The sequence below is a fragment of the Methylobacterium sp. WL9 genome (genome assembly GCF_008040035.1).
Taxonomy (GTDB): domain Bacteria; phylum Pseudomonadota; class Alphaproteobacteria; order Rhizobiales; family Beijerinckiaceae; genus Methylobacterium; species Methylobacterium thuringiense.
This window is the reverse complement of the sequence record NZ_VRVE01000099.1, coordinates 1-14175: the sequence shown is the minus strand read 5'-3', so window position 1 is coordinate 14175 and position 14175 is coordinate 1. Positions and strand designations below refer to the sequence as shown.

Annotated in this window: 11 protein-coding genes; 5 read left to right on the top strand and 6 right to left on the bottom strand. The window is 68.2% G+C overall.

What is annotated here, in order from left to right:
- From FV217_RS19835 to FV217_RS19825, 3 genes are all read right to left on the bottom strand, one after another.
- Positions 1–685 (bottom strand): DUF2142 domain-containing protein (locus FV217_RS19835; RefSeq protein WP_187272646.1); only part of this gene is annotated, 685 nt, incomplete at its 3' end.
- On the bottom strand, positions 682–1407 hold the full coding sequence (locus tag FV217_RS19830) for a VTT domain-containing protein (protein WP_187272645.1): 726 nt from the start codon (positions 1405–1407) through the stop codon (positions 682–684). The genes FV217_RS19835 and FV217_RS19830, both read right to left, overlap by 4 nt.
- A 26-nt stretch (positions 1408–1433) precedes the next feature.
- Positions 1434–2186: a glycosyltransferase family 2 protein gene (locus FV217_RS19825; RefSeq protein WP_210245157.1), complete on the bottom strand. Its 753-nt coding sequence runs from the start codon at positions 2184–2186 to the stop codon at positions 1434–1436.
- 513 nt (positions 2187–2699) lie between these two features.
- Between FV217_RS19825 and FV217_RS19820 the strand changes: the two genes are divergently transcribed.
- From FV217_RS19820 to FV217_RS19805, 4 genes are all read left to right on the top strand, one after another.
- Positions 2700–4394 carry an HWE histidine kinase domain-containing protein gene (locus FV217_RS19820; protein WP_147819131.1) on the top strand — a complete coding sequence of 565 codons (1695 nt, stop codon included), beginning with the start codon at positions 2700–2702 and terminating at the stop codon, positions 4392–4394.
- A gap of 121 nt (positions 4395–4515) precedes the next feature.
- Positions 4516–6159 (top strand): B12-binding domain-containing radical SAM protein, encoded by a 1644-nt coding sequence (locus FV217_RS19815; RefSeq protein WP_147819129.1) that lies wholly within the window; start codon positions 4516–4518, stop codon positions 6157–6159.
- A gap of 52 nt (positions 6160–6211) precedes the next feature.
- Positions 6212–7342, top strand: coding sequence for an 8-amino-7-oxononanoate synthase (locus FV217_RS19810; RefSeq protein ID WP_147819128.1), 1131 nt, complete (start codon positions 6212–6214; stop codon positions 7340–7342).
- 51 nt (positions 7343–7393) lie between these two features.
- Positions 7394–8836: an amino acid permease gene (locus tag FV217_RS19805; RefSeq protein WP_147819126.1), complete on the top strand. Its 1443-nt coding sequence runs from the start codon at positions 7394–7396 to the stop codon at positions 8834–8836.
- A gap of 156 nt (positions 8837–8992) precedes the next feature.
- Here the strand turns inward: FV217_RS19805 and xth are convergent, their stop codons facing one another.
- On the bottom strand, positions 8993–9802 hold the full coding sequence (xth, locus tag FV217_RS19800; RefSeq protein ID WP_147819124.1) for an exodeoxyribonuclease III: 810 nt from the start codon (positions 9800–9802) through the stop codon (positions 8993–8995).
- Positions 9803–9939: 137 nt separating this feature from the next.
- On the opposite strand from xth, the gene FV217_RS19795 reads away from it, so the two are divergent.
- Positions 9940–10689, top strand: a complete 750-nt coding sequence (locus tag FV217_RS19795; RefSeq protein WP_238231643.1) for a lysophospholipid acyltransferase family protein — start codon at positions 9940–9942, stop codon at positions 10687–10689.
- A 4-nt stretch (positions 10690–10693) separates the two neighbouring features.
- Here the strand turns inward: FV217_RS19795 and FV217_RS19790 are convergent, their stop codons facing one another.
- A complete protein-coding gene (locus FV217_RS19790) occupies positions 10694–11584 on the bottom strand; it encodes an outer-membrane lipoprotein carrier protein LolA (protein ID WP_147819120.1) in 891 nt (296 codons plus the stop codon).
- Positions 11585–11710: 126 nt separating this feature from the next.
- A partial coding sequence (locus tag FV217_RS19785; protein WP_147819118.1) for a DNA translocase FtsK occupies positions 11711–14175 on the bottom strand: 2465 nt, incomplete at its 5' end.

The following is a 14175-nucleotide window of genomic DNA, read 5'->3' as shown; positions in this document are numbered from 1 at the left end:
CCCCGAGGCTGCGCCGCGACGGCCCGGCATGGCGGGGCGAGCGCCGCGAGAGCAGGGCGGCGGCGAGAACCGTCGTCGCGATGATCAGGCTGTCGTGGTTGAACGAGGCCGCGAGCGAGAGCGACATCGGCAACATCAGGATGCAGAAGAACAGGATGCGGCCGCGCTGCGCCAGCGCCAGCGCCGCTAGCCCGATCAGGAAGTAGGCCGCGAGGTTCGCGAACCGCCCGATCAGCGCGGCGGTGGCGTCGGGAAGACCGAGCGCTGTGCCGAGCAACAGGCCGATTGCCGACGGTACGTAGAAGACGGGGCAGTAGGTCCCGATCGTGTAGAGCGGAACGAAGGCCGGCTTGCCCGCGGCATCGTCGTCGAGCGACATCGGGGCAGGCGAGTAGGCCGACGTGATCGGCCGAGACCGGCTCAGCCGCTCCCAGGCCGGATCGATGGTGACGCCGGCCGTGGTCCGGGTCGAACCGTCGGAAAACGGGATCGCCTCCCGGTGCCCGACGATCTGCCCGTCCATGAGGGCCACGGCGCGCAGCAGATGAGCCGACTCGTCGGCGACTTCGCCGAAGGGGACGAGCAGTGCCAGCAGGATGCCGAGCGGCAGGCCGAAGGCCGCCAGGGCGATCATCCAGAGCGGAGAACGGGTGGGGGCGAGCAGCGCCGGCCTGTCGGGAGTCACGCCGCCGAGCTTTCGGAGGCGTCCTGCGCCGGGTCGCGACCGAACGGCCCCGTCTCGATCGCGGGCATCTCGACTTTTTGCGCCAGGAGACGGCGGAGCTTGAGCATCAGCATCAACGTCGCGCCGATGCCGAGCGCCAGAACGCCGATGCGCAGCCATTCGGCGAGGTTGCCGCCGGCGACGGCGAGGCCGCCGGAGCGGCCGAGCGCGCCGATCATCACGTAGGCGAGCAGTGCCGGCAGGGAGGCTACCGTACCGATGAGGTAGTCGGACAGGCGCACGCTGGTGAGGCTCAAGGCGTAGCTCGTCGGCGCGAACGGCATGATCGGCGACAGGCGCAGCAGGCAGACGACCCGCCAGCCCTCCTTGGCCAGCGACCGGTCGAGGCCGGCGAGACGTCCGCGTCTCTCGGAGCCACCCGGCTTGCGTGGCCGCATGACCCGCCCGAGGCCGAAGCTCGCGAGCGCTCCCGTCATCGTGCCGGCGGCGGCGACCAGGAACCCGGTTTGCGTGCCGAACAGCGTACCTGCAGCGACGCCGATCAACGAGGCGGGCAGCACGCCGCTCGCGGCGACGAGCGCCTGCACGGCGAGCAGAAGGGCCGGGCCGAGGGCGCCGCGCTGCTCACAGAAAGCCTGGACCCAGGTCACGGCGTCGAGGGCGGTCTTGGGCGAGGCGATGGCGAGAAGGAGCGGCAATCCGGTGACGAGACCGAGCGCCACGATCGGAAGATGTCGCCGAAGCCCCGTCACGACCGCACCTGCGCCGGCTCGCTCGCGGCCGGAACCGACGCGGAATAGAGCGGGTCGCTACGCAGGCCGAACCGGTTCAGCCGATAGTCGAGCGCCGTCTTCAGGACACCGAGGCCGTAGATGCAGCTGCGGCGGAAATTGATCGAGGACGCGTCGTCGAAATAGCGGGTCGGGCAGGAAATCTCGCCGATGCGAAAGCCGGCATGCATGGTCTGGGCGAGCATCTGGTTGTCGAACACGAAATCATCCGAACAGCGGTCGAGGGCGATGCTTTCGAGGACGGTGCGGCTCCAGGCGCGATAGCCGGAATGGTACTCGGAGAGTTTCTGCCCCATGAGAATGTTCTGCACGAAGGTCAGGCCGCGATTGGCGACGTACTTGTAGAGCGGCATGCCGCCGACGAGCGCGCCCTTGCCGAGGATGCGCGAGGCCAGCACCGCGTCGTACTCGCCGGAGACGATCATCGAGGCCATCGCCGTCACGAGACGCGGGGCGTATTGATAGTCCGGGTGGAGCATCACGACGATGTCGGCGCCACGGTCCAACGCCGTGCGATAGCAAGTCTTCTGGTTTCCGCCGTAGCCCAGGTTGCGCGTGTGCCGCACCGTGTGGATGCCGAGGGACTGCGCCACCGCGACGGTCTCGTCACGGCTTGCGTCATCGATCAGGATGACATCGTCGACGATATCGAGGGGAATCTCCGCATAGGTCCGGCGGAGCGTGGCCGCCGCATTGTACGCCGGCAGCACGACGGCAATTTTCTGACCATGCAACATCTGTCGACCGACTCTACGTAACTGAACTGCATCCGCCATACGCGCGCGCTGCGGTCTACGTCATCATCCGCAGCGACCGAACCTCAGGCCCTCCCTGGGGAACATGAGGATATCGGGCAACTCCTCGATCGAAACTGCGCATCGACAAATCCCGACAATTACGGCGAGATTGGAGACGAGTTTCGGATTTGCCCGAGCTCTGCCGCGAAAGCCGTACCTGACGAAATTGCACGGGCGCTTGCCTCAGACACGCCGTCGCACCTTCGATCCGGCTGAGAGAAAACCATCCCATCCGTCGGACGTCCGGCAGCGCAGCGGACTCGGCCACATGCGGCCGGCCAGGACCTGCGCGGTTAACGGTGAGTTAACCGTGGCATAGGACGCTGCCGTCGACCGTAATCGACGACGGACCGATGCCGTGACGGGCGAGGCGAACTCGATCGACGTGCCTCGCAATCCGCGGGTCCGCCTCATGCCGAACATCCCATGACGTTGACCGCACGCATCCTGCTTCTCGTCCTGCTCGCGCTCACGCCGGCAGTGGCGGTGCAGGTCTACAACGAGCGGGCCTTGCGGGATTCGCGGGCGGAGGCTGTGCGGGCGGCGGCGGCGCGCGGGGCCCAGGCCGTCGCCGCCGACCTTGCCCAGTTCGCCGACGGGGCCCGCCAGGTGCTCGAGATCCTGGCCGAGGAACCGGCGATCCGCGACCGGGACGCGACGGCCTGCACGCCCTTCCTCGCGTCCGTGGCCGGCCGGCTCACCGGCTCCAACATCATCGTGGTGACGGATGCCGCCGGCGGCGTCGTCTGCAACAGCAAGGGAGCGGCAGCGGGCTCCTATTCCCTGGCGGACCGCAACTACTTCAAGACGGTGATGGCGACCGGCCGCTCCGCGATCGGCGAATATGTGATCGGGCGCGGCAACGGGCGCCCGACCATCCAGTTCGCGCACCCGCTTCGCGACGGCAGTGGGCGGGTCGACGGCCTGATCAATCTCGGCTTCGATCCGGAATGGCTGAGCCGCCGTCTCGCCCAGGCCGGAATACCGCGGGACGCCGCCGTCACAGTCATCGATCGCAACGGGTCCGTGGTCGTACGGCTGCCCGATCCGGAGGCCTGGATCGGGCACGGCGTGCCCGACAGCTTCGAGGCGGCACTGAAAGAGGCCGTGGCGGCCGGGGGCGTCTCCGAGATGCGTGGGCTTCGCGGCACCCTGCGCATCACCGGCGTCGTGCGTCCGCAAGGCGCGCTCGACGGCATCACCATCGCCGTCGGCATCAGCCGCGAGGCGGCCTTCGCCGATATCGACGCGGCGAACCGGCGCGGCGTGGTGCTGATCCTCGTCGGCATCCTGATCGCCCTGCTGGCGGCGCTGGTCGGCGGCCGCCTCTTCATCCGCCGCCCCGTCCAAAGACTTCTCAGAGCCGCGCATGCCTGGCGCGGCGGCGATCTCGGCTCCCGTTCGGGACTGAGCGGCAGCTCCGAATTCGGCGAACTCGGCCAAGCCTTCGACACCATGGCCGCGGCGCTGCAGAGCCACGAACAGGACCTCAAGGCCGAACTCTCGCGCAGCCATGCTCTGCAGGAGCAGCAAGTCACGATGCTGCACGAGCTGAACCACCGCGTGAAAAACACGCTCGCGACCGTGCAATCCCTCGCCCGGCAATCGCGCGGCGGCGAGGAACAGGTGGCGCAACTCGAGAACCGCATCCTGGCCCTCTCGAAGACGCACGATCTGCTCACCCGCCGGGACTGGACGCGGGCGTCGCTCCGGCAGGTGCTGGAGAACGAACTCTCGCCCTACCGCAACGGCGAAGACCAGTTCGAACTCGTCGGCGAGGACGTCGACCTGCCGCCGCGCTACGTGCTGGCGCTCGGCATGACGGCGCACGAACTCACCACCAATGCCGCCAAGTACGGTGCGCTCTCGACAGGCACCGGCCGCGTCAGCGTCGGCTGGCGGGTCACCCGCGGTGGTGCCGGCCAGAGCCGCCTGCGGATCGAATGGCGCGAGCGCGATGGCCCGCCCGTCACGATCCCGCGCCACCGCGGTTTTGGCAGCCGCCTGATCACCGGCGGCATCGCGCGCGAACTCGCCGGCGAGGTCCGGCTCGACTTCGACCCGGACGGCTTGCGCTGCGTCATCGACGTGCCGCTCGAGGCGTGCGCCACCGCACATTGAGGCTGTCGGTCAGCGTGCCGACGACGGAGATAATCTCCGCGCCTGCGACGATCGGGCCGAGGCGGGCAAAATTGCGTGAAGGGGGGACACCGCGGTCGGAGCCTGTGCTATATCCGCCTCCATGCGAAGCACAGTCCCGGTTACCTCTCAGCGGCGCATCCTGTGCGTCTTTCCCGCCTACACGCCGTCCTTCGGCACGTTCTCGCACGCCTACCCCCTGATGGGCGGCGTGAAGGCGTTCATGCCGCCGCAAGGGCTCCTGGTGATTGCGGCCTACATGCCCGAGAGCTGGGAGTGCCGCTTCATCGACGAGAACATCCGCCGCGCGGGTCCTGAGGACTTCGCCTGGGCCGATGCCGTGTTCGTGTCGGGCATGCACATCCAGGAAGGCCAGATCCACGACATCGGCCGGCGCGCGCATGCCGCCGGCAAGGTCGCGGCGCTCGGCGGCCCCTCTGTCTCGGGCGCCAAGGAGAAGTACCCGGATTACGACTACCTGCATGTCGGCGAGATCGGCGATTCCACCGACCGGCTGATCGAGGCGCTCGACCACGATCTGTCGCGACCCGACCGTCAGGTGATCTTCGAGACCAAGGACCGGCTCCCGCTCTCCGACTTTCCGGCGCCGTCCTACGAGGCGGCACCGCTCAAGCGCTACCTGATCGGTTCGCTGCAATTCTCCTCGGGCTGTCCCTATCGCTGCGAGTTCTGCGACATCCCACAGCTCTACGGCCGCCAGCCCCGACTGAAGAGCCCGGAGCAGATGTGTGCCGAGCTCGACGCCATCATCAGCCAGCCCGGCCATCCGGCCGTGGTCTACTTCGTCGACGACAACTTCATCGCCAATCGCAAGGCGACGCGGGACATGCTCCCGCATCTCGTCGCCTGGCAGAAGAAGAACGACTACCCGCTTCAGTTCGCCTGCGAGGCGACGCTGAACATGGCCAAGCAGCCCGAGATCCTCGAGCTGATGCGGCAGGCGAACTTCATGACCGTCTTCGTCGGCATCGAAACGCCGGAGGAGGGCGCCCTCAAGGGCATCGACAAGACCCACAACGCTGCCGTGCCGATGTACGAGGCGATCTCGACGCTGAACTCCTACGGCCTCGAAGTGACCTCGGGCATCATCCTCGGGCTCGACACCGACAGCGACCTGTCCGAACAGAACCTGATCGACTTCATCGACAAGTCGGCGATCCCGGTGCTGACGATCAACCTGCTGCAGGCGTTACCAAAGACGCCGCTCTGGGACCGCCTCGAACGCGAGGGCCGGCTCGTCCACGACGCCAGCCTGGAATCGAACGTCCTGTTCATGCGCCCGCACGACACCGTGGTGGCGAGCTGGCGCAGGGCGATCGGTCATGCCTACACGCCCGAACATCTCTTCGAGCGCTTCAAGCACCAGTGCGATGTGACCTACGGCAACCGCATCGTCACGCCGACCAAGGGGAAGCTGACCTTCACCAACCTTCGCCGCGGCCTGATCCTCGGCTTCAACATCATCACTCGCGTCGGGATGTTCTCGGATTACCGGCGGCCGTTCTGGAACGCGGCGCGCCACGCCCTGAAGCGCGGGCAGATCGAGGCCGTGTTCAACATGGGCTTCGTCGCCCACCACCTGATCCGCTTCACCCGCGAGGCCCTGCGCGGCGAGCACAACGCCTCGTTCTACGCGGCCAAGGCCGCCGAGACGGAAGAGGCGCGCGAGCGCGGCTTCTGGGCCAGCGCCCGCCGCCGGTTCGTGCCGGAGCGCGAGGCGGCATAGCCGCCCCGGCAGCCGGCTTGACTCGCCGGCTGCTCGAGGGCCTTGAGGCGGCATGTCCAGCCTCGATGCCTTCGCGCTCGATACCCTAGCCCAGCTCGATGCCGCCTCCCTGCGCCGACGCCTCGCAGCGACGGAGCGCGGAGACGGTACACTGGCCCGGCGGGCCGGACGCGATCTCGTCTCGTTCTCCTGCAACGACTATCTCGGCCTGAGCCACGATCCACGGGTCGTGGCGGCGGCGACCGAAGCCCTGGCGCGCTATGGAGCCGGGGCCGGGGCCTCACGGCTCGTCACCGGCAACCATCCGCCGCTGATCGCGCTGGAGGAACGGCTGGCCGCCCATAAGGGTACGGAAACGGCGCTCGTCTTCGGCAGCGGCTACCTCGCCAATCTCGGCATCGTCTCCGGACTCGTCGGCGCGGGCGACCTCATCCTGGTCGATGCCCTCGGGCATTCCTGCTTCTTCGCCGGGGCGAAGCTGTCCGGCGCCGAGACGCTCCGCTTCCGTCACAACGACCTTGCGCATCTCGCGACGCTGCTCGGCAAGCATCGGGGCAAGGCGCGACGGGCGATGATCCTCACGGAGCGGGTCTTCAGCATGGATGGCGACCGGGCGCCCCTCGACGGAATCCTGGCGCTGGCCGAGGCGCACGACGCCTGGGTACTGGTCGACGATGCCCACGGACTCGGCGTGGTCGAGCCCGGTGCCCGCGCACCCCTTGAAATGGGCACGCTCTCGAAGACGCTCGGCTCCTATGGCGGCTATCTCTGCGCCTCACGGCCCGTCATCGACCTGCTGACCTGCCGCGCACGCAGCTTCGTCTATACCACCGGTCTACCGCCGGCGTCGGCCGCCGCCGCATTGGCGGCACTCGATATCGTCGAAGCGGAGCCGGAACGCGCCGCCCGGCCTCTGGCGCTCGCCCGCCGCTTCACGGCGCGGCTCGGGCTGCCCGAGGCGCAGAGCCCGATCGTCCCGGTCGTGGTGGGAGAGGCGGAAACGGCACTAGCCCTGTCGTCAGCGCTCGAAGCCCGCGGCTTCCTGGTCGTCGCCATCCGCCCACCAACGGTGGCGACCGGCACGGCACGACTGCGCGTCGCCTTCTCGGCCGCGCATAGCGAGGCGCAGGTGGATGCGATCGCCGCAGCCCTGGCGGATCTGCGACCGGCCGCGACGGCATAGCATTCGCGTTGCGGCGCGGATGCGGTCAGTGTCCGGTCTGGCCTCCACTCTATGGACACGCTGCCTGTGCTCGCCTCCGTCCTCGCCACCCGCAAGCCCATCGCGACGATCCTGGCGCAAGCGGAGGGTTCCGAGGCCTCCGACGGTCTCGCCCGCAGCCTCTCGGCGCTGAGCCTCGTCTGCATCGGCGTCGGCGGCACGATCGGGGCTGGAATCTTCGTGCTGACCGGGACGGCGGCGGCGCAGTTCGCGGGGCCGGGCCTCGCGCTGTCCTTCATCCTCGCCGGCATCGCCAGCGGGCTCGTCGGACTCTGCTACGCCGAACTCGCGGCGATGATCCCGGTCGCCGGATCGACCTACACCTACACCTACGCGACCCTCGGCAGCCTGGCGGCCTGGATCATCGGGTGGGACCTCGTGCTCGAATTCGCGATGGCAGCCTCCACCGTCGCGGTGGGCTGGTCCGGCTACGCACAGAGCCTTGCCGCGGATTTCGGGCTGCGGCTGCCGGCCTCGCTCGCCTCCGCCCCGGGACGCGGCGGCACCATCGATCTGCCGGCCGCCGCGATCACCTGTCTGCTCACCCTGCTGCTCATGCGCGAGGCGCGCGACGCGGCCATGGGCAATACGATCATGGTGGCCCTGAAAGTGGCGATCATCCTGGGATTCGTCGTGGTCGGCGCAGCTCACGTGAAGCCCGAGCTCTGGTCGCCGCTGGTGCCCCAAAACGACGGCGCGTTCGGCGCCTTCGGCTGGAGCGGCATCCTGCGTGGGGCGGGCGTGGTGTTCTTCGCTTATATCGGCTTCGAGACCGTCTCCTGCGCCGCCGCCGAGACGCGCAACCCGCAACGTGACGCGCCGATTGGGCTGATCGGAGCACTGATCGTCAGCACGCTGCTCTACGTCGCGGTCGCGATCGTGCTGACCGGTCTCGTGCCCTACAAGGCGCTGAACGTGTCTGATCCGATCGCCAAGGCGGTCGACACGATCGGCCTCGATGGCTTCGGGTTGCTGATCAAGGTCGGCGCTTTGATCGGCCTGACCACCGCCTGCCTGAGCGCGCTCTACGGGCAGGGCAGAATCTTCTATGCGATGGCGCGGGATCGGATGCTGCCGGATATCTTCGCGCGGCTCGATCCAGCCACGCGGGCACCGCGGATCAGTCAGGTTTCGATCGGGCTGGTTACCGCCACGGTCGCTGCGCTGGTGCCGATAGAAATTCTCGGCGAACTCGTCAGCATCGGAACGCTGTTCGCGTTCATCCTGGTCTGCAGCGCCGTCTTGATCCTGCGCCGGACCGAGCCGGAGCAGGCCCGCCCATTCCGGGTGCCCGGCGGCAACGTGCTGCCGGTCCTCGGCATTTTCGCCTGTCTCGCCCTGATGGTCGGGCTGCCGGGCGACACTTGGATTCGGCTCGTCGCCTGGTTGGCGCTGGGGCTCGCGATCTTCTTTGGCTACGGCCGCCGACGACTGCGAGCCGCCGCAGTTCAGTAGGTCCGCTGACCCGTGCGCCCACCGCCGTAGCGCCGACGCAGCCACGACACGACTTTGGGCAGCAGGAAGGCGAGGATCAATTTGCGCATGATGCGGGTCAGGGCTCCGGTATCGTTTTTGTGAAGCCTCAATCGCCCATCGGGCGGCGATGTTCCGTCACAGCTCCAGCGTCAGGGTCACCGGGGCGTGGTCGGAGGGTTTCTCCCAGCCGCGTGCGTCGCGAAACACCTCGACCTTGCGGACCGTGTCCTTGAGGTCCGGCGAGACCCAGGCGTGGTCCAGGCGGCGGCCCTTGTTGGCGGCCTGCCAGTCGGGCGAGCGATAGCTCCACCACGTGTAGATCTTTTCGGGCTCGGGCGTGAGCAGGCGTGCCGTGTCGATCCAGTCGGCCTCGCCGCGGAGGGTCTCCAGCGCTTCCGTCTCGACGGGGGTGTGGCTCACCACGTCGAGCAGCTGCTTGTGCGACCAGACGTCGTGCTCGAGCGGCGCGACGTTGAGATCGCCCACCAGGATCGCCGGCCCGGCAACGCGTTTGCCGCCCCAGGCACGCAACTCTGCCAAGAAGTCGAGCTTGTGCGCGAATTTCGGGTTGAGGGTGCGGTCGGGAATGTCGCCACCGGCCGGCACGTAGAAGTCGTGCAGCGCGATCCCCGCCGCCTTGCCGGCTTCCGGCCCGAGCACCGCCGAGATGTGGCGCGCGTCGGCCCGTTCGCAGAACGGCATCACGCAGCGGGTGATGAGCGGAAACCGCGAGAGGATGGCGACGCCGTTGTAACCCTTCTGCCCGGCGAACGCGACGTTCTCGTAGCCGGAGCCTCGCAGCGCCTTCAGCGGAAAGGCATCGTCGGGGCACTTGGTCTCCTGCAGACAGAGGACGTCGGGCTTCGCAGCGTCGAGAAAACGCAGTACCGAGTCGATGCGCAGCCGCACCGAGTTGATGTTCCAGGTGGTGACGGTGAAGCGCAACGGATCCGGCCCTGTTGGGTTGGCATCGGCGAAGGGCGTTACCGATAGATCGGTTTCGTGCGCCCGTCGCCGGTGAAATGCCGCCGGCGGTCTGCTCTCCACGGCGGCCGGCGACCTCTCGTTCAAGGACCCCCCGCGTGTCACGCACCCGCTCCGTGCTCTTCAACCTGTACTGGGCCGGCTGGACCGGCCTGTTCGCGTTCCCACTGGTGGTGCTCGCGGCCCTCGGCTCGCCGGCCCGGCCGATCCGGGCTTTCACCCGGCTGTGGTCGCGGGGCATCCTGTTCGGACTGCATCACATCATCGGCCTGACCTACGTGGAGGAGGGTCGCGATCGCATCCCATCCGGACCGTGCCTGATCGTGGCCAACCACCAATCGGCCTGGGAGACGCTGGCTTTCCTGACCCTCGTCCCCAACGTGGCGATCGTGGCCAAGCGTGAACTCGTGGCGATCCCGATCGTCGGCTGGTTCCTGAAGCGCTCGCCGATGATCATCATCGACCGCGCCAACGGCACGCAGGCCCTGCGCATCATGATCGACGAGAGCCGCGCCGCCATCGGGCAGGGGCGCTCGATCCTGATGTTCCCGGAGGGGACACGCGGGGAGATCGCGGCGCCGGTGCAGTTCAAGCGCGGCGTCGAGCTGCTCTACGCCAAGCTCGGGCTGCCGGTGCTGCCGGTCGCGGTGAATTCCGGGCTGTACTGGCCGCATGGCGGCTCTCGCCACAAGCCCGGAACGGTTGTGGTGAGCTACCTCTCCACGCTCGCGCCGGGCCTGACCGGGGCTGAGTTCATGCGCGGCACGCAGGGAGCGATCGATTCGGAGCTCGACCGCTGGCGGGAGCCGCGAGCGCGGACCGTAGATCCGGCGCTGCAGGCGATCTGACGGCCTACTGCTCCGCCTGCGCTTCGTTGCGCTTGATCTGCTCGCGCATCGCTTTGTCCTCAGCGCGGCCGTAATCGATGAAGAACAGTGTGCCGTCGACGGCCTTGCCCTTCTGCAGGTTCGCGAGCTGCACCGTGGTCAGGTAGCCCTGCGGATCGGTGATCCGCCATTGCGAGAGCGTCTTCATCTCGGCGTCGAAATAGAGCTGGATCTTCGAGGTACCGCCGAGCGTCGATCGGTCCTCCAGCGTCACGCGGATACCGCCCGGCTCGTTCGAGACATCGGTCACGCTGAGGTCGCGGGCGAGGTCGATCTTTTCGCGGATCAGGAATTTCAGCGGCGTCTGCGAGATGAAGTAGAGATCCTGCGTGTTCAGCTTGCGGTCGCGCACGGCCACCGAGGTGCCGTCCGCGATCACCTCCAGCGGCGAGGGCTGATCGTACTCGAAGCGCAGGCGGCCGGGCTTGGCCAGCGAGATCTTGCCGCCGATCCTGCGGCCGTCCGGCCCGATCTGCATGAAGCTGCCGGTGAGCGTCTGGAAGCTGTTGAAATAGGCGTTGGCGCGCTGGACGACGGCTTCGGGCTCGGCATTCTGCAGCGACGACCCGGCACCCGGCGCTCCGACCGCGGCGACCTGGGACTCGGCGGGCCGCCCGGCAGCCTTGGGAGCGACGGGTTTGTCGGTGCTCGCAGCCTTGTCCTTGGCCGGCTTCTGCGCGGATTTCTTGGCAGACGGCGCGTCCGGCTCGGAGGGCGCAGGCGCGGCCTTCTCCTCCTTGTTGCCGAGGAGGCCATCGATGAAGTTGGACAGCTGCGCCGAGGCCGGCTGCGGCTGCAGCGCGAGGGCCAGGAGAAGCAGCGGACCGGCGGCGAGGCGGGAGCGGCGGCCAGTCATCGTCTTGCGTTCTCCGAGACTTGCGGGCGTTTTGGTCGGGACCGCTTCGGTCCACCTTGACGTTCCGGAGCGCAAAGCACCGGAACGTTCGTGGTTAGAGCCCGCGCCTGTGGCGAAGTTGCGGCCTCACTCGTCGTCGTCGTAGCCCGAGGAGGGCATCGGCACGCCGTCGACCAGGATCTCGCGCTTGCCGGCGTGGTTGGCCGGCCCGACGATGCCCTCGATCTCCATGCGCTCCATGATCGAGGCGGCGCGGTTGTAGCCGATCTGCAGGCGACGCTGGATGTAAGAGGTCGAGGCCTTCTTGTCGCGCAGCACCACGGCGATCGCCTGGTCGTAGAGATCGGCCGCATCGCCGCCGCTGGCCGCGACGAAGGCGCCGACGTCGAAGACCGGAGCGTCGGCCTCCTCGCCCTCGGCCTCTTCCTTGTCGGCCTTGGCACGAGAACCCTTCGTAGCCTTCTCCGGCTCACCCGTGCCGTCATCCGCCGTGACCGCTTCGAGATAGGACGGCCGGCCCTGGCGCTTGAGGTGGTCGACGACGGTCTCGACTTCCGAGTCCGAGCAGAACGGACCGTGCACGCGGGTGGTGCGGCCGCCACCGGCCATGAACAGCATGTCGCCCTGGCCCAAAAGCTGCTCGGCGCCCATCTCGCCGAGGATCGTGCGCGAGTCGATCTTCGAGGTGACCTGGAAGCTGATGCGGGTGGGGAAGTTCGCCTTGATCGTGCCGGTGATGACGTCGACGGAGGGGCGCTGCGTCGCCATGATCAGGTGGATGCCGGCGGCACGTGCCATCTGGGCGAGACGCTGGATCGCGCCTTCGATGTCCTTGCCGGCGACCATCATCAGGTCGGCCATCTCGTCGACGACGATGACGATGTAGGGGAGCGCCGAGAGGTCCATCGCCTCCTCGACGAACACCGCCTCGCCGGTCTCGCGGTTGAAGCCGGTCTGGATCGTGCGGTTGATGACCTCGCCCTTCTCGCGAGCCTCCTTCATCCGGCCGTTGTAGCCGTCGATGTTGCGCACACCGACCTTGGACATCTTCTTGTAGCGCTCCTCCATCTCGCGCACGGCCCATTTGAGGGCGATCACCGCCTTCTTCGGGTCGATGACGACGGGGGAAAGCAGGTGCGGGATGCCGTCGTAGACGGAGAGCTCCAGCATCTTGGGGTCCACCATGATCAGGCGGCACTCCTCCGGCTTCAGCCGGTAGAGCAGCGACAGGATCATCGTGTTGATGGCGACCGACTTGCCCGAGCCGGTGGTGCCGGCGACGAGCAGGTGCGGCATCCGGGCGAGGTCGGCGATGATCGGCTCGCCGCCGATGTTCTTGCCGAGGCACAGTGCCAGCTTGTGCTTGGTGTGGACGAAGTCCTCGGATGCGAGGAGCTCACGCAGATACACGGTTTCGCGCACGGCGTTCGGCAGTTCGATGCCGATGACGTTGCGGCCGGGGACAACGGCGACGCGGGCCGAGACGGCGGACATCGAGCGGGCGATGTCGTCAGACAGGCCGATGACGCGGCTCGACTTGGTGCCGGGTGCCGGCTCCAGCTCATAGAGCGTCACCACCGGGCCGGGGCGAACAGCGAGGATGTCGCCGCGCACGCCGAAATCCTGCACGGTCTGCTGGAGGTTGAGTGCGTTCTGCTCGAGTTCGTCCGCGTCGACCTCTTCCGTGTCGGAGAGCATCGGCTCGGCGAGGAGTTCGAGGGCCGGAAGCTCGTAGTTCTCGTTGCCGACGAAGGACATCGGCACATGCTGGTTCGCGGGCACCAGGGTGCGGCGCTCGGGCATGATCGCACGGGACGTCGAGACCGGCGCCGGCAGGGCGGCGACCGGCTCGGGAGCGGGCTCCGGCTCGGGCTCGACCAGTGCGATCTCGGGCTCATCGATCTCGGACAGGGCCGATTTCGGCGTGCGCAGCAGGACCGGACGTGACGGGATCGGCACGGGACGCGGCGCAGCGGCGATCTCCTCCTGCACAAACGGGGGAGGGGAGGGGAAGGTCGCGACGGGCGTCGGCACGACCGGCTGAGGGGTAACGGCCGGGCGGATGGCAGCGCGGGCGGCCATGGCGGAGTGTGCGGGACGCGGAGCCGGCGCGGCGCGCTCGGAGAGACCGCCCGGTACGAGGCTCAGCGCGGGCTTCGCGGCGGCGGGCCGCATGTCGTCCTGCTCGAGTACGACCGGAGCGTTGGCCGGAAGCGGCATCGGCATCCCCTCGAAGCGCACGAGGTGATCGAGCGCATAGACCGGAGCCGTCGGCAGGGCGCGCAGCAGCGAGACGTCGAGAGGCACGGAGACGTACATCTCGGGGGTCTGCGTCACCGCCTGCGGGATCGTGACGTCGGGGCTCGGCGCATCGGCGAACCACAGTTCGGTCGAGGAGGATTCGGCAGCACCGAACCAGCCCTGCAGATCCGACCAGTCCGGCACGTCGGACCACTCGGCATCGGGCACAGGCTCCTCGGAGACCGCCACCGGCTTCGGGGCCGGGGGACGCGGCCGATCGGGGGTGCGGAAGAAGCGGACTCCGGGCGGCGGCACGAACGGGCGACGCCAGGCCGGCATGGCCTCGGCGG